The following is a 21,615-nucleotide window of genomic DNA, read 5'->3' as shown; positions in this document are numbered from 1 at the left end:
CCGTCGAGTGCTCCGATTTCGCCAGATTGAAACATTCCCAGCCAAATATGTCGTTCCATTATGTAAAACCGAATTCAGCCTCCGAGCACGCGCATGCTGACGCGACGTGCCGAAGTCTCCGTGGAACCTTTCCAGCTCCTCGTATCAGGCTTCTGCGTCCATGCTGTGTGCAGACTCTGTACCAAGTCGGCGAAATCACCAGCACGCGCAGCATCCGACACATCCACACAATCCATCCGCGCCAAACAACTGCGCACCTGACCATCCGCCGTAATGCGAATTCGATCACATCCTTCACAGAAAGGACGCGTTGTTCCCGTAATGAATCCCACGCGCGAAGCTCGATTTTGGGATGCCGATACGTAACGTGCAGGCCCGCGATTGTCGTCCACTTTGCCAATTTCGTCATTGGTTCCAAGGAGACAAACCAGCGCATCGCGCATTTGCCGGTAAGAAACGAGCCGACCTGGAAACTGCGCGGCCACGCCGATGGGCATGAGCTCGATGAATCGCGGCGTAATTCCCAGGGACCAAGCCCAAGTGACGATGTCCGAAAGCTCGTCGTCGTTCCGGTCGTCGCCTCGTTCTCCCGGACCGAGGACCACGGTATTCGTCTTGATCTCGTCGAACCCGGCGGCGCAAGCGGCGCGCACGCCACGCAAAACTTGCACGAGCTCGCCGCCTCGTGTGATGACGCGGAATCTATCTTCTCGCAGCGAGTCCACCGAGATGTTGATCCGTGACAAACCTGCATCGCGCAGCGGCTGGGCCAGTGATTCCAATCGAGTCGCATTCGTCGTGAGCGACACATCCGTAATGCCGGGTGTGTTTGCAGCGGTGCGTACGAGCTCCACGACGTGCGGGTGCAAAAGCGGCTCGCCTCCGGTCAATTTGAGCCGGCGCACGCCTTGCGCGGCCAATGCCTTGAAGAGCTCGGCCCACGCGGACACATCGAGTCTACGTTCCCGCGGCAAACACGCATCGCCATTCGCGGGGCGGCAATAAACGCATGCGAGATCGCAGCGATCCGTAATCGAAACGCGAGCTGCTGCGGGGGGGCGGTTCATGTCCTCATCCGATGCACGAAACGCGCCCGTACGGAAAATTCCGCAAATCTCGATGGCCATCTGCAATGAGCGTGCGAATCATGCGTGCTCGACGCAATCCTTGCGTCGGGCGACGTTCATCCGGGCATGGGCATTGCTACTGACTACTGGTTGCGACCGACTGCTAATGACCGAAGACGCACGAGCGTATCGATTTCATTCGTATCCGTACCCGAAGACATGCTACGCCACGGAGTCAGTTCCTATGTTCACCTACGAAGAAGCGCTCGAGCGATTGCTCGACGATGCACCTCGACTCGAGCCCGAGCCTGTCTCGCCGCTCGAATGTGTGGGCCGCGTGCTTGCCGAGGATGTGGCGGCTCGCGCGCCGATACCCGCATTCGATTACAGCGCGATGGATGGGTATGCGTTTGCCCTTTCGGACTTGCCTTCGGGTGAAAAGCCGCGGTTGCTCGTCGTGGGAGAATCTCGGCCGGGTGGCGCGCCTCTGGAAATCGTCGCACAAGGGACGGCTTGTCGCATCTTCACGGGGGCTCCGGTGCCCAAAAGGGCCGATACGGTCGTGGCGCAGGAAGACGTGCAGCGAGAAGGCGACGCCATTTTATTGACGCATGCAATCCGGCGCGGGCAGCACGTGCGAAAGCAGGGCGAGGACTTGCAGGTTGGTGCAACGGCGCTCACTCGAGGAATGCGTCTTGGAACGCGGCACGTGGGGCTCGTGGCGGCATTGGATCGGGCGAAGGTGCTCGTGGCGCAAAAACCGCGCGTCGTGGTGCTCACGACGGGCGACGAATTGCGAGCTGCCGGGACGGCGGCTGCTGCGGGCAGCGTTGTCGACAGCAATGGACCGATGATCAGCGCGATTGCGGCGCAATGCGGGGCGACGGTCGAGCACCGGCATGCTCGTGATGACATCGACGCCATTCGCCTCGAAGTGCGCCGGGCGCTCGATTGTGCCGATCTGCTTTTGACGATTGGCGGCGTGAGCGTCGGATCGCACGACCATGTGCGCGAGGCGTTCGTGATGGAAAACGTGGCGCTCGATTTTTGGAAAGTGGCCATCAAGCCTGGAAAACCCATGGCGTTTGGGCGCTTCGGTCAGGGTCGAGTGATTGGATTGCCGGGAAATCCCGCAGCGGCATTCGTGACGGCGGTCCTTTTTGCGCAGCCGCTTCTTCGGGCGATGCAGGGTGACGTGGCTGCGCGACCGAAGTGGATATCGGCTCGAGCAGCGCATGAAATGGTATTGCCGACGGGCAGGATTCAATTTGCCCGCGCGACGCTCGAGGTAGACGACGACGGGCGGCTCGTGGCTTCGCTCTTGCCGCAGCAAGCTTCGGGCTCGACGGTCGGTGTGGCGCGAGCCGATGCGCTTGCGTGGCTGCCTGGACGAGGTGGGAAGCTTTATGCGGGGGAGATGTTGCGGGTGTTGGCTTTGGCGTAGCGAGCAAGGCTGCGGGCGGTCATTGCGAACGCCCGCAGCGCAGCGGGAGCTAGCCCTCAACCAGGCTTGCCATCCACGCGCGGGGCGACGAGCATGGGGCCGAAGACGAACGCGAAGCTCGCAAACGCCAGAATCCAAAGCACCTGCGCGACGCTCATCCAAACGACGTAATCACCGATTCCGCTGGCCGGCCCGATCACTCGTGCCACGAGCGCGCAAGCGAGCAATCCGAAAAGCACGCCAGAAGCGCGCGGCGGCGATGCAATCACGCGACCCGTATGGCCAAGGGTCACGCGCGCCATCATGCCGAGCGTCATGACGCCAATGGCCCCGACACTCAAGGCGTGAAGTGCCAATGAAGGAGCCAGCCCCAGGGGCATCGCGAGCGCTCGAAGCAAAAACCCGAGCGGGAAACCAGCATAAGCCACGAAGAGCACCCAAAGCAGCGGACGCGAAAGAACGCCGCGCCGGTACCAGTAGCCCATGCGCACCGTCGTCAAAATCGCGAGCAAGGCGGAAACGGCGCCGAGACCATATTGCATGCTCACGCCAGCAACGTCGAGCGCCGCGTACGCTACGAAAAGCAGCGGCACGGAGACGAAGAGCCATCGCGGTTCTTCGGGTTTGGCGGTGCCTGGAATGCCCTTTTCGACGAAGAACGGGACGACGCGCGCCGCAATGAGGAGGACCATCAAGAGGATCGCGTACAGACCCGCGTATAGCCCGCCGCGAAGGAGATTCGTATTGTGCGACCACGCGCCGAGGTAAAACGCAGCGTGGCTCGCGCCCAGAACGAAGAGCACGCCCAAAATGGGGATTTGCCGCGTCTGCTTCGAGCGCAGAATGGGGCTCGCAATGCTCACGAAGACCCCGCCGAGGAATGCCATATCGGCCAGGGCCATGATGGCAATGGCGTTCGTGCCGAATGCAAGCGGTATCAATCGTGCAGCGAGCCAGGCGAGAACGATGGCCACGAGCGCACCGCCGGAAGCCGTCGGAAGGGACGTCCAATTGCGCGCAGCCGTGAGCAGAAACCCGCCAACGATGGCGCCACCGAAACCAAACACCATTTCGTGCGCATGCCAAAGCTGCGGATCGAGGCCTGCAAGAGGCAGGCGCACCGCGCCTCGATAGACCAGGTACCAAATGGCCATGGCCACGGCAGAAAACGCCGATCCTAGTAGAAAAAATGGGCGAAAACCCATTTCGAGGAGCGCACCCGCAGGCGAGCGCTTGTCGCGCTTGCGGAGCATCGTATTGACAGTGACAACTTCCATGTTCGCCTCCCGTGCGCGAAGCAACGAAGACGGTCCGATTGCCGCGCTGCAAGCACCGTACCGCGCGAATGAGACGGGGATTGTCGGGGGCATGGTTGCCCTGAGGAACGGGGAGCGCGCAGGGCTTGCGTGCGGCGCAAAATATGCCGAAAGCGTGCGCTCGATGTCTCAGCAAATCGCGTCGGTCGCCTCGGATCGTCGCTGGCGCGGCTGATATGCGCACGCAGGATCCGACGCGAGATGGTCGCCTTCCATGGCATAGGCCCGGGCGCGAGAACCACCGCATACCTTCCGAAATTCGCAATCTCCGCATTTGCCAGAAAGCGCGTCCGGCTCGCGAAGCGAGCGAAATACGGGATGATCGCGATATATGTCGCGAATGCGCTGCGTGCGAACATTGCCGCACGGAATCGGCAAAAAACCGCTCGGCATGACGTCTCCGAGATGCGACACGAAAGCAATGCCTTGGCCGTCGTTCACGCCGCGTGGAGCGCGACCGATTCCATCTGCAATGCCAGCGATTTCCGAACGCTTCACCTTGCGCTGCAACAGAACTCGCCGAAAATGCGGAGCCGCCGTCGTTTTGATGTCGAACGGCGCCGTTTCGGTAAGCACGGCAAGCCGTTCGAGCACGCCTTCCACCTCGTCCGGATCGAGCACGTCCGCTTCCGTTGCTCGTCCCGTGGGCACGACCAAGAAAATGCTCCACAGCTCGATGCCGAGCGGCGTTATCTGTTTGGCCATGCGTTCCAGGTCCGCGACATTGAAGCGCGTCACCGTGGTGTTGATTTGCGTCGTAATTCCCAGAGCTTTCGCCGTCTCCAGAATCTCGAACGTGCGCCGGTAGGACCCGAGCACACGGCGAAAGTCATCATGCGCGGCGTTTGACACGCCATCGAGGCTCACGGCGAGGCGCGCAAGTCCTGCGTCCTTGAGCGCCGAGAGCAGGTCCGGTGTGACGAGCGGCGTGGCGCTCGGCGTAAGCGCCATGCGGAGCCCCAATTGCGTACCATGACGCACCAAGTGCACGAGATCTTTGCGTTTTGCAGGATCGCCGCCCGTGAGCACGAAGAGCATCGTGCCCATTTCGCGAACGTCGCGAAGAAGCTGCTCCGCTTCGTCCGTACGAAGCTCGAGCGGATTCTGATCGGGGACGGCGCACGCGCGGCAATGCCTACATGCGAGATCACAGGCCTGGGTCATTTCCCAGAACACCATGAATGGGGCCTCATCGAACATATTTTTTGCGAGGCGCATACGCACGACGCGTGGCAATCGTCGTGCCACACGAGCATTGACGATTTCCTTGCGTTCGAGCTATGTACAAGGGTGAAGAAAACGGCACGTTTTGCGTGAGGCGCAAGATATGCAGTTGGTTGCTGGCGCTCGTCATGGCCTGTAGGGAATGACGTAACCGGGCCGGCGAATTCTGTGCGTGTCGAAGAAAAGCCGCAACAATTCAACGCGTTGAGCATCGGGAGATCCGGGACCATCGTATAAATTGTTTAGCTCGCGCGGATCTGTCTTCAAGTTGTATACTTCGGTCGTGTGCGAGACGTCGTCGACGATGATTTTGAAGCCGTCATTCGTGACGAGCGACTTTTTGAGGCGCGTTTCGGCCACGATGGGTCGATTCAATACGGGCGATTGTCCACGCAAAAACGGGACGAGGCTTTGACCCATGTTGGAACCGGGCGTGGGTGCGCCCATGAGATCGAGTATCGTTGGACCGAGGTCGATCAATGTGACGGGCGTATCGACTTTGCGCGGCGGGACATTCGGCAGTCGGACAAATAGAGGAATGCGAAGTAATTCTTCATAAAGGCTGACGCCATGCGTCCTCGAGCCATGTTCACCGAATGCCTCGCCATGATCGGACGTCACGATCAACGCGCAGCGCGAAGCGAGGCCCGTTTTGTCGAGTGTCGTCAGCAGTCGAGCGATTTCTCGGTCGAGATAGGCGACCTCGGCGAGGTACCTATCGAATTCCGAACCTCGCGTACCGGCGCGATCGTAGGGCGCGTGCGCATCGAGCAAATGAGAATAGAGAAATAAGCCTTCCGAGCCCTGTTTTTCGAGGCGCTTGATGATATCGTTCATCATGAGCACGCCGCGTGCATAAGGATCGCGGCCGGTGATGTTCTTGTCCTCCGTCTGGATTTCCTCGGAGAAACCTCCAAGAAGACCATAGGCGTGGTTGAACAAATACGACGTCGTGACACTGACCGTGGTGATGCCTCTGTCCGCAAGGAATTGCGGAAATCGCGTCGCCGGCTCTTCGTGCGGAAATGTAGCGGGAACCTTGGGATGAATCGCCCAATATTGCTGGGAAAAGTACGTTCCCGTGAAGAGCGTCGTGAGAGAATAGACCGTTTGTGTACCATTGGCGCGGGCCATGGTAAAATCGATGGATTGGTCCCGCAATTTGGCGAACGTGGGGAAACGCGCGTCGTATTTCTTGGACTGGATGATGTCTGCTCGGAGCGCATCGATTGAAATGAGTACGACGACGGGTTTGTCCCCGAGCAGCGGCGGTGCAGTCGGCGGAATCGGAGGCAGCGTCGATCGATCCGAATACCAAGCTCGCGCAGCGACGGGAACGCTGGCGCTGCCGCGGCGGGCAGAATACATCCTGGCCACCCAAGGAGCAACGACGGCGCCGTCGACCTTGAGCATTTCAATGAGCAATACATTGCCTGGCCAAACGACGACGGTAAACCCCGCAATGATCGTCACCAAAATCCACGGCATTGCGCGAACGGCACGCGCCCACCACGATGGCAATCGCAGGGACGCGACGGCAGCAGCCATCAAACTCGCGCCGGAAAGCGCTACAAAAAAGTGAACACCGGGGTAATCACGACGTAAGAGCCGATGGTTGAGGATGAAGATAATGGTGCCAATGCCGATTCCGAGCCATGCGAGGTGGCGAGAGGTTTGTCCGAGCCGCCGTCCCGCTTCCGCAGCAATGACGACACCCAATGCACCGAGCGTGGTGAGCAATGCGAGCAGCGCACCGGCCCATCGAAGGGACGCAGTTCGATGGGCAAACGCATGCAGATCGGGGCGCAAAATGGGAATCGCAAGGCCCATCGACACGACGACCAATGCAACATGGTTCCACATCGATCGGCGCGGCCCGAATTTTTGCCACAAGGCAACGGTTGCCGCTGCCAAGAGGCCCGCGGCGAGGTGTTGGCCCACATCGTAAAGGTGATGCAGCGCTCGCAGACGAATGCCTTGCACCGGCAAGGGTAGCGTCAACGCAATGGTCGCCGTATTGACGACAATGAATACGAAGGTGGCAAACATGACGGCACGCACGCCACCCATCGTCGATGCCTGCGCTTCTGCATTGGCTTGCACGCGTACGGAGGCGCTCGACGCAGATGCTGAAGCCTTGGCAACGTCCTGCTCGGGCGCGTCATGCGCAAACCCTGCATTCTGCGCGTCGATTTTCAGCATGTCCATCGCCTCCGTGGGAATGCGCGTTCAAACCAATCGCGCTACGGCCTCCAGCAGCTTGGTTTGATCGAGCTGCGATTTGACGATGTATTCGTTTGCCCCGGCAGCAGCACCGGCAACGAGATCCTCCTTGCGATCGAGACTCGTGACGAGAACGACCGGGAGATGCGCCAAACGTGCGTCCGCTCGAACACGTCGCGTGAGCTCCAGGCCGTCGACGCGAGGCATATGGACGTCGGAAACGAGCAATTCGGCTTCACGCGATGTCAACGTCTCCCAAGCTTCATGTCCGTCGGCGCAAAGGAATACTTGATATCCTGCACCTTCGAGGGCATTACGCATCATCGTTCGAATGGACATCGAATCATCGGCGACGACGATACGCGATGGCGCGCCCATTTTGCGGGGTATGGCCATGGGCTCGACGATGGCGTCGTTTGCATCGAAAAGCCGCGGGACATCGAGGACCGTCGATACGGTGCCGTCTGGGAGAATGACGACGCCGCTGACGCCGGGAACATGCTTCAGGTTCCACGGGAGCGAACGCGCAATGAATTGTTGTTCGCCAATGATTTCGTCGACGACGAGGCCGACGCGCATGTCGCCGTGCGAGGCTACGACGATCGTCATGGTTTCGGCGCCATGCCCTTTTTCACGCCCATTCGACGTTCCCAATCCATGCAACCGCAGCGGTTCGTGATCCGTGTCGAGAATGCGCATCGTGCCGACGTGTCGAACGGCATCGACACGCGCGCGTCGTACGTGCACGACGTGTTCAATGGGCAATACCACGCGCTGGTTGTCGATACGAACGAGGAGCCCTCGCAGCAGTGCAATGGTCACGGGCACGCGAATACGAAAGGTCGTGCCTCCGAGCAGGGGCGCAATGACATCGACGCTGCCGCCAAGATCACGAGCGGTTTGTCGCACGGCATCGAGCCCGACGCCGCGTCCGCTGATGGTGCTGACGGATTGCGCGGTCGAGAGCCCGGGGCGGAAAATCAACGCCGCAGCTTGCTCGAGTGAAAACGTGGCGGCTTGTTCGGGCGTGATGAACCCGGCCCGCAAAGCATGTTCACGAATGGCAACCGTATCGAGTCCTGCGCCGTCGTCGCTGATTTCTATGTCGATCATGGTTCCCGCGACACGCGCCGATATCAAAATCCGCCCGTGTTCGGGTTTGCTCCAGGCTCGTCTCACCATCGCCGGCTCGATTCCGTGATCCACGGCGTTGCGAAGAATGTGAAACAAGGGGTCGCGAAGAACATCGAAAACACGCTTGTCGAGCTCGATGTCGCCGACGTCGACGTCCAGGTCGACGCGTTTGCCGAGCGCACGCGCAGCTTCGTACACCAATCGATTCCAATGCGATGCTTGGGTCGCGAGCGGGAGCATGCGCACTCGTTTCGTCGTATCCACGATGTCGTCGGCGGATCGAGCAAATCTGCGCGCATCGGCAGCATACCGGCGCAAGAGCATTCCGGCGCGGCGCTGAAGCTCGGCGGCGTCGAACGACGATTCATTTGATTCGGCGCCGAGCGATTGAAACAGCCTCTCGAATTCGTCGATGTAGCTCAAAAAGCGCACCTGCAATGGCAACAGGTCGCCCACTCGTGCAAGCAATCGATCGAGGCGTTGAACATCCACACGGACGAACGCATCCATGACGGGCGGCTCGACAATGCCCGTATCCTTCGTGAGGGACGGTCGCGCCACGGTGTCAGGCGGCCTTTCGTGCGCATTTTCGCGCGAGTCGACGTCGTCGCGCGTTTCATTGCGATACGCAGCATCGAAGCGTGCAACATATGGCGCACTCGCGCTGTCGTCGAGCGTTCCCGCGGCAAGCCCCTCGATGATGGGTAACGTTTCGGCAAGTAGCGCGATGTCGTCGCTCGAAGGAACAATGCCGCAATCGCGAAAACGACCGAGCGCATTTTCGATGGCATGGGCCAGCGTCGCAATGGAGCCGACTCCAGCGACGCCCGCGGCGCCTTTCATGGTGTGCATGATGCGAAACGCCGCATGAACCTCACGTTTACGCGCTTCGACATCCGCCGTTTCCATGCGCTCCAGGATGCCCGCGAGCGCATCGAGCATTTCACTGACTTCGTACCGAAAAATCTCGATGATGTCATCGTTGTGTGGAGTGTCCGTCATGACAAACCCTCCGGCGTTCGAGGTGCGGGGGCGCCGACGATGAGTCGCGGATCGGCAAGCAATTCCGGCACGTCCAAAATCGCAACCAGGTCGCGCGTCATTGCACGCACGTGGCGGAGTCGCACCTTTGACGCTGCTGCAAAGTCCCGCACGACATCTTCCTCGTAGACGTCGCGAAAACCTGCACAATGGTCGGCCACGAGGCCCAGCGGACCACGCGGGCCTTCGATTACGGCCAAACATGCGCCCGTGCCGCGCTCTTCGGTCCCAATCCAACGCGAAAGATCCACGACGCAAATCACCTCGCCGCGCACGTGCGCGACGCCCAGCATACCTTCGGGCAAACCTGGTAATGGCGTAATCGGTGCCGCTGTTTGCACTTCGCGCAATGCGTTCACCGCAATGCCGACGAGGGTTTTTCCCACCACGAGAATGGCCGCGGGATACAGCAGCGTCCGGCGTTTTTCCTCCGCCGGAATGCGCGCTAGTCGGAGAGCGCGCTCGTCGAGGACCCTGGAAAGGTGCTCCTGTGCATGTGCGTCGCTCATTGCAGTGTCCTTTGCAAAGTGTCGACGGCCGTCATCAATTCTGCAACGCGCGTCGTGCCATCTTCGAGCAGCTCGGTGGGGTCTGCATGGCCGAGTCTTCGATTCAGCTCGGCGAGCTCGAGAATGGCTTTGCGAGGCATATCGATGGCGACGAGCGCCGTGGCGAGCCAAAATCGGGCAAGGCGGTGCCGCGGGCTCAAAAAGAGAGCCTGGCGCAATTCGACGACCGCGTCGCCCGATCTGCGTGCCGCCATGAGCAGCTTGCCGCGAACGAAATGAGCGTCCGCATTTTCGGGCGAAGAAACGAGCACTCGCTCAACGCAATCGAAGGCTCGATCGAGGTAACCTCTGTCGCCGTAGGCGATGGCCGCATGCAAGAGATTCGCCGGCGTCGTCGCTTCACGCGGGCCCGGAAGCAAAGGCGTCTCGCTTTTCGAAATGGCAGGCGCTTCGCGCGCAAGGGCATTCGACGGGCGCTGCGATGGCTTTTTGGGCGGCGGTAGCGTCTTGTCGACGGGCGAAAACAGCCCGAGGACGGGGCCATCCACGGCGTCGAATAGCTCGGAAGGTGGCCTCGCGTCGGAGACGCTTTCGACGAGCAGCCCATCGCCCTTCAGAACACGATGAAATCCGTCGAAGATACGCTTCAATGCGTCCGACTGGGCATAGATGGAAACGTTGCGAAACAGAATGACGTCGACGCTCGCCGAAGCCGTGCGCGCCAGCGCTGCTTGTATGGTCTCTTCGCAAAATTCGACGCGACTCCGAATCCGAGGCGCGAGCAGCCATTGATTCTTTCCGACGGGCACGAAAAAATCGGGGCGCAACCAAGGAGGCTCCAATCGGAACGACCAAGCGCCATAAAGACCTCGACGCGCTCGCTCGAGCGATTCGCCATTCATGTCGCTCGCGCGAATGTGGACGTGCGGGACGAGCTGCGGAGCGTAACGAGCAAGCAAAATGGCGAGCGAATATGGCTCTTCGCCGCTCGAACAGCCAGCAGACCACACGTTCAACGATGGCCTATCGGAATGCGTGACGAGGTGGCTCAAGGCCGCATGGAATTGCCGTGCATCGCGGAGAAAATACGTCTCGCCGACGGTCATGGCGGCCGTGAGCTCCCGCAAGATGGCCGGGTCGGTCTCCGCACGCGTGGCTACGTCTTCGAATGTCGTATTCCGCTCGCTCGAAAGCCGCTGCAACGTTTGGCTGAGCTCACGCTCCCACGACGGCAGTGGTTGCAGGCCAAAACGCGCTCCGAGACGTGTAGCAAGGTTGCCAAGCACTCAGGCCTCCGTTGGTGAATCGACCACATCGAGCAATCCATCATTACGAAGCAAATACGTCGCGTGACCATTGACGACCGCCACACCGAGCAAATACGGGGCGCCCATCAATTCGGGCACGTTTCGATCGAGCGTGGCGGTTTGGACTTCCATGACACCGAGCACCGAAGCCACCCAAAGTCCGACGCGTGCCCGATGCGTCGTGCAAATCACGACGAGATCACCAAGCTCGACGACGCGTGCCGGTTTACCGATTCGCATACCGACGTCGACCACGGGAATCATCACGCCGCGTATGTCGAGCAGCCCGCGAAGCCACGGTTGCGCGTCGTTCGACGGGCACAGTCGCGCAATACCCACGACGCGCTCGATGTTTGCAAGTGGCACGCCGATGTGCGCATCTCCCGAGACGCATTGCAGAATTTCAATGGTTTCGGGCAATGGCGCGTCTTGTTCGAATTCGCGGCGCAACCAGCGCAATCGACGCTCGAGGCTTTCGATTTCACGCCGAATGGCGCCCACGCTTTCCGGCAAACTGGCTCGTGCGGCGTCCACGTCACACCTCCGTGAATGCCGTGTCGGCAATGCCATACCGCGAGGTCACTTCTTTCAATCCAACACCGAGGCCCCGGAGTTTGCTCGCCGATTGCTCGAGCTGGTGCGCCATGGATGCGGAATCGTGCGCAGCTTGCGTGAGGCTGCTCATTGCCTGGGCAATTTGATTGACGCCTGCAGCCTGCTGGCGCGATGTCGCGGCGATTTGTCGCGAACGATCCGAGCTTTCTTCGAGCGCACCGGAGATTTGATCGAATACGCCACGCACGGCTTGCATGGCGCGCGTTCCATCTTCGACGCGAGCCTTGCTGTCGGTCGTCGTCGCGACGGCATCTTCGGCCGATCGTTGAATTTCGAGCAGCGTTCGCCGAATCTGTTGTGTCGCTCGTTTGCTTTGCTCGGCCAAACTGCGCACTTCGGCCGCGACCACGGAAAATCCCCGGCCTTGCTCGCCCGCCTTGGCCGCCTCGATGCTCGCATTGACCGCGAGCAAATTCGATTGTTCGGCAAGCTCCTGCACCGCATCGATGACCTCGACGAGCTGCCCGCTCTGCTCGCTCAGACGGCGATTCTTTTGCGCAACATCCTGGACACGTTGATTGATGGTTCCAATCGCTTCGACGGCACCGACGACGGCATGGACACCTCGTTTGCCCGTTTCCATGGCGCCTTCGGCATCATTGACGACCTGCTGCGCACGACTCGTCGCCGCTTGGCTCGTTTGTCGCAGCTCTTCGGCCGTGCTGCCGACCTGCGAAACAATCGCAGCTTGCTCACTCGCCGATGCCGCAGCTTGCTTCGCCGATGCCGCAATTTCCATGGCGCTCGACGTGACCAATTTGATGCCGGATTGCAGATCTCCCAGCATTTTGCGCAAATTCGCCGTCATCGCCCGAAACGCTTCTCGAAGGACGCCCACTTCGTCACGCGAACCGTCGTCCACCAGCACGGCTGAAAGATCGCCGTCCCCAATGCGTTTTGCAGCCGCCGCCAATTCGGCGATGGGTCGCACGAGCGTCGACGAAATACGCATTCCCGCGATGATGGCAAAAAGGAGACACGCGAGGGCAATGCCCGCAAGCTTGTATCGTAACGCGAGCGCCCCTTCGAGCGCCTCGTCGAAATCGACCTCCGTGACGAGCGTCCACGGCACGCCCATGCGACGCATGTCCTGCGATGCAAGCGCTCCGATGACCTCGCGCTCCCGATAGTCGTGCCAACGACGAGCCGTTTCCATGCCGCGTTTTACGTCTTCCGCCAGCTCGCCTCCAATACGCACGGAAAACTCAGCATCGGAAACGAACCTCGACGGCGTGAGCATGAGGCCCGTGTCGTCGACGAGATAACTTTCGCCCGTCATGCCCAATCCGCTACGCTCGAGAAGCTGCGCACGAATCATTTCGGCGGGCGCTTCGCCCAGAATGATGCCAACCACGCGACTCGACTTCGGTTCGCGCACGGGCACCGTGACACGATAACCCGTTTCGCCATCGCCGAGACGCTTGAAATCGCCTGCCGTGGGCTCCACGAGCGATGCATCGAAATAGGATTGCGTCCCGACGTCTGCACCAACGAGCGATGGATTCGACGAAGCGACAATCGTACCCGATGTGGTGACGGCGGAGAGCGAATGCCAATGTCCGAGACGCGTCGTCGATACGAGCTCTTCATTGACGAATGATTCCGTGCCGGCATCTGGATTTTTGAGCAATTCAATGAGAGACGACTTCGTGGCCACCTGCGATGCCTGCCAAAATCGCATGCGGATCACCGTGGCAATATGAGATTCACGCGATCCCGCAATCGCTTTGACGCGGGCAAATGCCGCGTCGGTCAGCGCATTCTCGGCCGCATGGAAAGCAAGCAGGCCAATCGCCGCACTGGATACCATCACGAGCAGCGCCATGACGAGTGAAATGCGACTGCGGAGGGATTTGCGAAATAAATCGAACATAGCACCTCCACTTGGCACGCTGAACTTACAAGGAATGACTCCCGAGGAATCGCGGCGAAGCAAAATTCGCTCCACGGCGTTTTACCCAGCCGAAAACCGCTCTAGGAAAGCGTCATCGTTCGCGTGACGGCCACACGCATGGCTGGGCGATCCGCAAGATTTGCATTGGTGCGCGCAGTTCGTGCGTCGAGGCGTCGAGCGGCCTCATGCGACCCGCGGGGTATTTCATCAATGCCCGCGCGCGCCGCTATTCCTGAGGCCTGGTTTCCCGAACCGTTGGATAATGCTCCGCCGTCACATCCTCGGTTTTCCCGACCGAAAACCCAAGCTTCAGCCCTGCGATGAATACGGCGAGCGCGACGACGCCCAATGCGAAAATCGTGTCGCCGATCACCCGGAGCCAGCGCAATGTCTGCATGGTATCCGTCTGCAGGAATTCAGCCGAACGGGCGTACCACATGCCATGCTCGACGCTCGCCAGAGTCTGCAAGACGCCCACGGGCAGCACGCTGATGATGGTCATCGCGGCCAATCCGATATTGATGGCCCAGAAGGCGAAGGAAATCAGACCTTGCTTCCAGACGTGACGCGCCGCCAAACCCTTGAGGCAGAAGAGCATGAGGCCGATACCGAGATTCCCATAAACGCCAAACAGCGCGGTATGGCCGTGCACGGGCGTCGTATTGAGGCCCTGCATGTAATAGAGCGCAATCGGCGGGTTGATCAAGAAACCAAAAATCCCTGCGCCGACGAAGTTCCAAAACGCCACGGCGATGAAGAAGTAAATCGGCCATCTGTAGGCTTTGACCCATTCCGCCGCGCGGCTGAGCGTGAGGTTGTGGTAGGCTTCGAAGCCCATGAGAATGAGCGGCACGACCTCGAGCGCGCTGAAGCTCGCTCCAATGGCCAAAATCGCCGTGGGCGTGCCCGTGAAATAGAGATGATGGAACGTTCCCAAGATCCCGCCGCTCAGGAAAACGATCGTGGAAAACAAGACCGCTACCGTCGCAATATGCGCCCGGATCAAGCCCATGCGCGTAAAGAGGAACGCGACGGCCACCGTGGCAAAAACCTCGAAGAAGCCTTCGACCCAGAGGTGCACGACCCACCACCGCCAATACTCGGCAACGGCGAGGTTCGTGCGCTGCCCCCACATGATCCCCGCAGCATAAAAGATCGCGATCGCGGCAGAAGCAATCGTGAAGACGATGAGCAAATGGCGGCTCTCGCGTTGGGACTTGAATGCCGGCAGGATGGCTCGAACCATGAGCCCGAGCCAAAGAAACAAGCCAACGAGCAAAAAGAGCTGCCAGAATCGACCGAGCTCGACGTATTCATAGCCCTGGTGCCCGAACCAGAAGTTCTCGGTCAAACCCAAGCGCTGCATGACGCCAAACCATTGACCAGCAAGCGAACCCACGACGATGACGAGCAGCGCGACGAACAAAAAGTTCACGCCTGCTCGCTGATACCGAGGCTCGTAGCCCGACACCGCCGGTGCGATGAATAGCCCGGTCGCGAGCCACGATGTTGCAATCCAGAAAATGGCGAGCTGCAAATGCCACGTTCGAGTGACCGCATAAGGCAGGTATTTCGCCAAAGGGAAACCATAAAAACCCGTGCCCTCGACACCATAATGCGCCGTAACGACGCCAAGGAGCACCTGGACGAGCACGAGCGCCGCGACGACCCAAAAATACTTCAACGTCGCCTGCATCGAAGGCGTGGGATCGAGCGCGAGAAGGGGATCTTTCTTTGGTAGCGCCTCGGTGTCGACTGCCTCGTCCTTGCGGGAGGCATAATAAAACGCGAGCAGCCCAATGCCCGCGATGAGAAGAATGACGCTGAACCCGGTCCAAATCAGCAATGACCCCGCGGGGCGATTGCCTACCAATTCCTCCGGCGGCCAGTTGTTCGTGTACGTGATGCTCTGGCCCGGGCGGTTCGTAACCGTCGCCCACGAGGCCCAGAAGAAAAACTTGTTGAGCTTCTCCACTCGCTCCGGCGTACCAGCCGCATTGGCCGGCATCGCGTAGGCCGCGCGCAGCTTGTCGAATTCGGGATCATCCGTGAAGAGCGACGCATAATGCTTGCTTACATGCTGAATGGCTTCAGCCCGCAGCGGCGAAATGGTCAACGTTGCAGAGGCCGAATCGTAGGTGTTCGTACGAATTTCGCGTGCCAAGCGAGTTTTCAGGACGGCTTGCTGCTCGTCCGAAAGCCCATCGAAGGGGGCGCCGAACTCGGTCTTTCCCCACTTGTCGAGGATGTAGACGGCTTCACGATGCAGCCAATCCGCCGACCAGTCGGGTGCGACGTAAGATCCATGACCCCAAATGGAGCCGATGTTGTGTCCGCCGACCGACTGCCAGATGTTCTGGCCGTCCAAGATGTCTTCGCCGGTAAAAAGTACTTGACCGCTCGAATCGACCACCTGCTTGGGAATGGGCGGGGCTTGCCGATAAATTTCGACGCCGTAATATCCCAGGCCCGCGAACGACACGATCAGCACGACTGCAAAAGCGAACCAAAGTTTGACGTACTGCCGCATATGGCCTCCGAGCGACGTGAAGCTCCGCGATATAGCAGCGAATGTGCCAGGTTTGGCTACTGCTGATCACAAAAACCGTCGCTGTTGGAATTTGACAATGTGAGTGTACGGGCGGGCTCGTTCACGCGATCGAGCGATATAGGGTCGAGTGATGGCGTTGAGAAGGTGCCCGAGGGATCTTCGAAGGACAGGTCAATGGATTGGCGGTTGGCCGACGACTGCGATTCAACGGTTATGGTCGCAGCGCTTTTTCGTGACGCGATCCCCAGTGATCGCATAACGGTTTCCGTCGAACGTGATTTGCACGTGATGTGTCTCCTCGCAACATTCCGGGCACCCGCTCGTGGCCTCGAGCTCGCGCAGGCCCTTCGAAAACCGAGGCGTCGGTTCGGGCACCCCGTTGAACGACAGCGTGCCGACGTGATAACCGCATTCGCCACGACGCACATAGAACGCGTAGGTTGAAATCATGCCGGCGGCGCCCAGGAAGAGCACGTCGTCGGCTGTCCCGTCGCCATCGAGGTCGATTGGGGGAAGCGATACGCGCTGCGCCAGCGTCTCGAGGACCTCGGTATCCAATTCGCTCTCGATCGCGGCATGGCGGAGCGTTTTCCAGCAAGGTCCAGCGACCGTTCCGCCGCGCGGCAGTTTCAGATCCGACTTCGCGAGCGTCGCCTCGGCGAGGAGCTGCGCCTTCTGCTCCGGGGACCGGGTGGGATTCGGCGGCTTCTCCTTCGACACGACCTCGACCAGTCGTAGCCTTTGCGAGGGCGCATCCGCGGGCGGCGACTTCGCACCGTCCACCTTCACGCGCAGTTCGTACGCGTAGCCCTCTTCGTAGGAAAACCCCTCGATTTTCCCATAAAAAAGCGACCACTCCTCGCTCTCCGCCTCCCTTACCTGCATACACAGCCGAGGGCCTTCCCCTTCGCAATCGACGCGCTTGTCCCGCACGAAGATCGTCTTGTCCCAGGCTTTCGCGGGCGATTCCGCCTTTTCTTTGGGCTTGGCCGACGGCGTTTCAGGCGCCCCTTGCGTCGCGCTCGCACCGTTTGGGACAGTAGCGCCGCTTTGCGTGGCGCTCGGTTCGCAGGCAATGCAAAAAACGAGGGTCATCCAGACGGCATGACGCGACGATCCAATCATGACGCCGCAGCGTACTTCATGCTTCTGTCGTCCGGTCAAATAAATATGCTGGAAAATCGACCAAACACCTGGGATAGTCAAGCCATGGACGAAAGGCTCGTTTCCCTGTCCGGTGTGTTCGCCGTGCTTCTATGCGTGGCGGGATGCAACCAGTCCTCTTCGTCTGCGCCGCCGCGGATGGCCGGTCCGCCTCCGGGTACGTGGATCGGCTCGCCCCAAGCAGCCCCTCAGCATGCCGAAACGTACCGCCCCGCTGCACCGCGGCATTTCGCGAGTGCGTTCATTTACCTTGCCAACAACGCGGCAAGGCAGCTCGTCCATTTCGAGGTCGTCGACGGCATTGCGGTCATGGAGGGTGACATTCGCCTCGGCCCCGCGACGCTCGTGCCTTTCCGATATGGGCTTCCGCAGCGTCCCGCGGGCGCAGTCCAGGGCGCGGTGGCCATTCGTGATCTGACGGACCTTTGGCCACGGGGAGAAATCCCCTATGCGATTGATCCTTCGGTTTCCGCCGCGAAAATCGAATGGATTCATTGGACCGCATCGCATCTCGGCACCACGTCGCTGAGACTTCGCCCCCGCGCTGGGGATCGCGATTACGTGCTTTTTCGCGATGGTGGAGACGGCAATGGATGCCATTCTTATGTCGGGCGCGTCGGAGGTGCGCAGGAGATCGAGCTCGCTGATTGCGCGCGAGGCAGTGTCGTTCACGAAGTCCTCCATGCGGCGGGGTTTTTCCACGAGCAGTCGCGCGATGATCGCGATGAGTACGTCACCATCATGTGGGACGAAATCGTGCCAGAATTCAGGTGGAATTTCGAGAAAACAGGCGGCAAGGGCGAGATCCTGGGCCCTACGATTACCAGAGCATCATGCATTATTCGACGCGCGCATTCAGCCGGACGGGCAAGCCGACGATCGTCCCTCGAGTGCCGAACGCCAGCATTGGACAGCGCGAGGGTCTTTCCGACCGCGACAGGGCTGCAATTCAAGCGCTTTATGGCGGCGGAACACCCGAATTGCCCATTCCGCAGCCAACGCCGCCCACCATTCCCGGAACGAGTTTTCCATTTCCGATCACCGGATTGCCTTTGCCGAGCCTCCCACTCCCGGTGCCGAGCTTTCCATTCCCCGGTATGCCTGCGCCTCCAGCGGCCCCAGCTCCGCAACCCGCCGGCCCGATTGCCATTGCGGGAAACTATGCGAGCACGCGAGGACCGATGCAATGCTCGGAGAATGCATCGATGGTTGCTTGCAGCTTTCAGGATGGAGGTTCCCAGGGGCGCCTCGATTGCATGAAGGACGCAGGAAGTGTGGGGCTTTCGTGCACGTGGATGACGTTTTTGCCGCGCCCGAGCTCGGGCCGCGCGTCGCTCAAGCGAAGCTCCACGGCCGATCCGAACCTCGCCGGGACCTGGGGCAACTTTCACAGCGACACCGACGGCGGAAGGTGGGACGCGACGAGGCAATGAGGGTGGGCCGAGACAGAGGCGCTCGCTTCATGCCGGCGACCCTGGGCAGGCTCATGCACCGTCCTCGTTGCGCAACCCTGTGATGGCAGAAGAGCGAGACTGCGGGTCTTCACGCCCGGTAACAGAAGGTTACCGAGCACGATGGAGCTTGCCGCGAGCAAGGCTCGACGCGTCGACAAGGCCGCCGCGCAATGGTCGAAAATGGCGGTTTGTATGGACTCGGTAACCGAAGTATGAGAGATTCTTGGCGATGACGCCTTGGAAGGTCTCGCTTGGCGCGCTTACGATAGCACTGACAGCGTCGCTCATTGGCAGCCAGGGGTGCGTCTCCGGCCCCGACGTCCCTGGGGGCGTCGGCGGCCCGAGCGGCCCCATTGGTGCAGAACCGAGCGTCTTTGCGATATACGCGGTGCCCGCGTCGCTCGATGCCCTCGCCGAAGAGACCTTCTTCGACCACCCGTGGCCGAGCGATCTGCGCATCGAAAACGGATCGCCGCGCTTCAAGGGCTTCTACAATCCGAAGCCGATCCCGATCCTGGGGTACTACATCGACGCGATGGACGGCCTCGTCGACGGCTTTTCGCCTGCGGGCGCGGGTTATCTTCGCTTCACGGGCGCGATCGACACGGACACGCTCCCCGCCACGCCCAAGGACGCACAGGACCCCGACGCCAGCGTGCAGCTCATCGACGTCGACCCCAATTCCCCCGAATACGGCACGAGGAAGCTCGTTTCCATCTCCTTCCACGCGGAGCGGGGCCTCTACTACCTCCCCGATACGCTCGCGTTCATCCCGACGCCTGGTTTCCCGCTTCGGCCCCACACGCGTTATGCGCTCGTCGTCACGGACGCGCTGCACGCGGAAGACGGCACGCCGATCGGCCAGAGCGAGACGGTCGCCATGCTCGTCGGCGCGAAGGCGCCCAATGCGGCCACGCAAGCCGCGAGCGCCGCTCTCGCGGATGCCGTGGGCGAGATCCAAAAGGCCGGCATTGCGCGCGAGCATATCGTGCATCTCGCCGTATTCACGACCGCGGACCCGACAAAAGAGCTCATTGCCGTGCGCGACGGCGTGGCGAAGACATCCGATCCCCCAACGGCCGACGCGGACATGTGGAAGGTCGGCAGCTCGAACGCGACCTACACCGAATACCAGGGGAGCTACGGGCCTTCGCCGAATTATCAGGCGGGCACGCTCCCATTCATTTCATTCGGCTCCGGCGGACAGTTCGTATTCGAGAATGGTTTGCCCGTCGTGCAGAGCGTCTCCGATCTGCGCTTTTCACTGACTGTGCCGTCGTCGAATGCGTGCCCGATGCCCCCTCGGGTTACCCGATCGTGCTCTACGCGCACGGTACCGGCGGCAACTGGCGGAGCTACATCGCCGACGGTACTGCCCGGTCGCTGGCCGCCCGATGCATCGCGACCATGGGCGTCGATCAAATCTTCCAAGGCACACGCCCAGGCTCGTTTCCGGGCGCCAGCGAAAGCCAAATTGGGCTCACGTTCTACAACTTCCAGAACCCAATCGCCGCTCGCACCAACGGCCGCCAGGCTGCCATCGACGAGGTGCAGCGCTCGCGCCTCTTCACGGAGAGCCACCTCGTGGTGCCCGCTTCGGTGTCGACGACCGGCGCGGACATCCTTTTCGATGCGACAAAACTCATGGTCTTCGGCCATTCGCAGGGAGGGCTCAACGGGCCGCTCTTCACCGCCATCGATCCCACGGCGCGCGGTGGGGTCTTTTCCGGCGCGGGCGCCATCATCACGCTGGGCCTGCTCGAAAAAACCCAGCCTCAGCCGAGCGTGTCGCTCCTCCTGCGCAAATTGCTCGGTTTCAGCACGTCGAACGCGGACGAGCTCGACATTTTCCACCCCTGCATGTCGCTCGTCCAGTCGCTCACCGACGTCGTGGACCCCATCAACTACGCGCGCCTGCAGGCCATCGAGCCGCGCGCCGGGTTCGCGCCCAAGAGCGTTTACATGACCGAGGGCATCAACCCCGACGGTGGGGGCGACACCTACGCGCCGCCTGCGAGCATCGAGGCGCACGCCATTTCCATGGGCCTGCCGCTCCAGCTCCCCGCCACGTATGACATCCCGCAGCTCGCTTGGGGCGGGCCGACTCCCACGGAGGTGCCGGCGGGCGGCCTCGTGGGCAACCTCGCAGACGGAGCCGCGTCGGGCATTCTCGCGCAGTGGTCGCCGCCTGCCGGGAGCGACGGCCATTTCGTTGTTTTTTCCGTGCCTGCCGCGCGTGCGCAGGCGGCGAAGTTTTTGCAAAACCTCGCGGCGAAACCGAGCGGCCTCGTTCCTCCGCCCCATGTCAAGCTATCCGATGTCAACGCCGGCGCGTGCGAGCCGTTCGCGGGGACCTACACGCCGGCCTGCCTCGAATGCCTCGCGGCGAGCTGCTGCGACGTAGCGCTTTCGTGTTATGCGGAGCCCGACTGCTTTCAATATGCGAGCTGCCGGCAGAACTGCGGCACTCAATCGTGCATCGACACCTGCGCGCAGCTCTACCCCATGATGGAACCCGCCTTTGGGGACATGACGGCGTGCCTGCACGCGAGTTGCCCGGACACGTGTCCATTCTGACGAGCGAAAAATCAAATCCCCACCGGCAGGCAGCAGGCAAATCCCCACCCACGTTGGCGGCCGCCAGGGTCTCATCCTAAATTTCTCGAAAATCA

General features: G+C 60.8%; 15 protein-coding genes and 1 pseudogene. 5 read left to right on the top strand and 11 right to left on the bottom strand.

The window, feature by feature from the left end; translation table 11 throughout:
- Positions 1-74 precede the first annotated feature (74 nt).
- A complete protein-coding gene (locus IPM54_08580) occupies positions 75-1,067 on the bottom strand; it encodes a radical SAM protein (GenBank protein ID MBK9259876.1) in 993 nt (330 codons plus the stop codon).
- A 244-nt stretch (positions 1,068-1,311) separates the two neighbouring features.
- Between IPM54_08580 and IPM54_08575 the strand changes: the two genes are divergently transcribed.
- Positions 1,312-2,511, top strand: a complete 1,200-nt coding sequence (locus IPM54_08575; protein MBK9259875.1) for a molybdopterin molybdotransferase MoeA — start codon at positions 1,312-1,314, stop codon at positions 2,509-2,511.
- A 56-nt stretch (positions 2,512-2,567) separates the two neighbouring features.
- Here IPM54_08575 and IPM54_08570 read toward each other — a convergent pair whose 3' ends face one another.
- The 10 genes from IPM54_08570 to IPM54_08525 form a co-directional block, all read right to left on the bottom strand.
- Positions 2,568-3,788, bottom strand: a complete 1,221-nt coding sequence (locus IPM54_08570) for an NnrS family protein (GenBank protein ID MBK9259874.1) — start codon at positions 3,786-3,788, stop codon at positions 2,568-2,570.
- 168 nt (positions 3,789-3,956) lie between these two features.
- The gene (locus IPM54_08565; protein ID MBK9259873.1) at positions 3,957-5,045 is read right to left on the bottom strand and encodes a TIGR04053 family radical SAM/SPASM domain-containing protein; all 1,089 of its coding nucleotides are present in this window, start codon (positions 5,043-5,045) and stop codon (positions 3,957-3,959) included.
- Between the two features lie 132 nt (positions 5,046-5,177).
- Positions 5,178-7,253, bottom strand: coding sequence for a sulfatase (locus IPM54_08560; protein ID MBK9259872.1), 2,076 nt, complete (start codon positions 7,251-7,253; stop codon positions 5,178-5,180).
- Positions 7,254-7,280: 27 nt separating this feature from the next.
- Positions 7,281-9,410 (bottom strand): response regulator, encoded by a 2,130-nt coding sequence (locus IPM54_08555; GenBank protein ID MBK9259871.1) that lies wholly within the window; start codon positions 9,408-9,410, stop codon positions 7,281-7,283.
- Positions 9,407-9,958, bottom strand: coding sequence for a chemotaxis protein CheW (locus IPM54_08550; protein ID MBK9259870.1), 552 nt, complete (start codon positions 9,956-9,958; stop codon positions 9,407-9,409). Before IPM54_08550 ends, IPM54_08555 begins: the two co-directional genes overlap by 4 nt.
- Positions 9,955-11,244 carry a hypothetical protein gene (locus tag IPM54_08545; GenBank protein MBK9259869.1) on the bottom strand — a complete coding sequence of 430 codons (1,290 nt, stop codon included), beginning with the start codon at positions 11,242-11,244 and terminating at the stop codon, positions 9,955-9,957. The genes IPM54_08550 and IPM54_08545 overlap by 4 nt, the downstream gene beginning before the upstream one ends.
- Positions 11,245-11,799: a chemotaxis protein CheW gene (locus IPM54_08540; GenBank protein ID MBK9259868.1), complete on the bottom strand. Its 555-nt coding sequence runs from the start codon at positions 11,797-11,799 to the stop codon at positions 11,245-11,247.
- Between the two features lies 1 nt (position 11,800).
- A complete protein-coding gene (locus IPM54_08535; GenBank protein ID MBK9259867.1) occupies positions 11,801-13,753 on the bottom strand; it encodes a methyl-accepting chemotaxis protein in 1,953 nt (650 codons plus the stop codon).
- A 247-nt stretch (positions 13,754-14,000) separates the two neighbouring features.
- Positions 14,001-16,304, bottom strand: a complete 2,304-nt coding sequence (locus tag IPM54_08530) for a nitric-oxide reductase large subunit (GenBank protein ID MBK9259866.1) — start codon at positions 16,302-16,304, stop codon at positions 14,001-14,003.
- A gap of 225 nt (positions 16,305-16,529) precedes the next feature.
- Positions 16,530-17,450, bottom strand: a complete 921-nt coding sequence (locus IPM54_08525) for a DUF4377 domain-containing protein (GenBank protein MBK9259865.1) — start codon at positions 17,448-17,450, stop codon at positions 16,530-16,532.
- Between IPM54_08525 and IPM54_08520 the strand changes: the two are divergent.
- From IPM54_08520 to IPM54_08505, 4 genes and pseudogenes are all read left to right on the top strand, one after another.
- A pseudogene (locus IPM54_08520) lies at positions 17,430-18,278 on the top strand (hypothetical protein). The gene IPM54_08525 and the pseudogene IPM54_08520 sit on opposite strands and share 21 nt — an antisense overlap.
- A 44-nt stretch (positions 18,279-18,322) precedes the next feature.
- Positions 18,323-18,922 (top strand): hypothetical protein, encoded by a 600-nt coding sequence (locus tag IPM54_08515; GenBank protein ID MBK9259864.1) that lies wholly within the window; start codon positions 18,323-18,325, stop codon positions 18,920-18,922.
- A gap of 244 nt (positions 18,923-19,166) precedes the next feature.
- Positions 19,167-20,909 carry a hypothetical protein gene (locus IPM54_08510; GenBank protein MBK9259863.1) on the top strand — a complete coding sequence of 581 codons (1,743 nt, stop codon included), beginning with the start codon at positions 19,167-19,169 and terminating at the stop codon, positions 20,907-20,909.
- The gene (locus IPM54_08505) at positions 20,834-21,520 is read left to right on the top strand and encodes a hypothetical protein (GenBank protein ID MBK9259862.1); all 687 of its coding nucleotides are present in this window, start codon (positions 20,834-20,836) and stop codon (positions 21,518-21,520) included. The genes IPM54_08510 and IPM54_08505 overlap by 76 nt, the downstream gene beginning before the upstream one ends.
- Positions 21,521-21,615 lie beyond the last annotated feature (95 nt).

The organism is Polyangiaceae bacterium, assembly GCA_016715885.1.
Taxonomy (GTDB): Bacteria; Myxococcota_A; Polyangia; order Polyangiales; family Polyangiaceae; genus Polyangium.
Note: the sequence above shows the minus strand (reverse complement) of the source record. Positions and strands in the feature narration are given on the sequence as shown.

Bases quoted from the DNA above. Each gene is read 5' to 3' on its own strand.
- IPM54_08555 (MBK9259871.1), bottom strand. From the start codon at position 9,410: ATGACGGACACTCCACACAACGATGACATCATCGAGATTTTTCGGTAC.
- IPM54_08560 (MBK9259872.1), bottom strand. From the start codon at position 7,253: ATGCTGAAAATCGACGCGCAGAATGCAGGGTTTGCGCATGACGCGCCC.
- IPM54_08575 (MBK9259875.1), top strand. From the start codon at position 1,312: ATGTTCACCTACGAAGAAGCGCTCGAGCGATTGCTCGACGATGCACCT.
- IPM54_08535 (MBK9259867.1), bottom strand. From the start codon at position 13,753: ATGTTCGATTTATTTCGCAAATCCCTCCGCAGTCGCATTTCACTCGTC.
- IPM54_08550 (MBK9259870.1), bottom strand. From the start codon at position 9,958: ATGAGCGACGCACATGCACAGGAGCACCTTTCCAGGGTCCTCGACGAG.
- IPM54_08565 (MBK9259873.1), bottom strand. From the start codon at position 5,045: ATGCGCCTCGCAAAAAATATGTTCGATGAGGCCCCATTCATGGTGTTC.
- IPM54_08570 (MBK9259874.1), bottom strand. From the start codon at position 3,788: ATGGAAGTTGTCACTGTCAATACGATGCTCCGCAAGCGCGACAAGCGC.
- IPM54_08515 (MBK9259864.1), top strand. From the start codon at position 18,323: ATGCATTATTCGACGCGCGCATTCAGCCGGACGGGCAAGCCGACGATC.
- IPM54_08580 (MBK9259876.1), bottom strand. From the start codon at position 1,067: ATGAACCGCCCCCCCGCAGCAGCTCGCGTTTCGATTACGGATCGCTGC.
- IPM54_08530 (MBK9259866.1), bottom strand. From the start codon at position 16,304: ATGCGGCAGTACGTCAAACTTTGGTTCGCTTTTGCAGTCGTGCTGATC.
- IPM54_08525 (MBK9259865.1), bottom strand. From the start codon at position 17,450: ATGATTGGATCGTCGCGTCATGCCGTCTGGATGACCCTCGTTTTTTGC.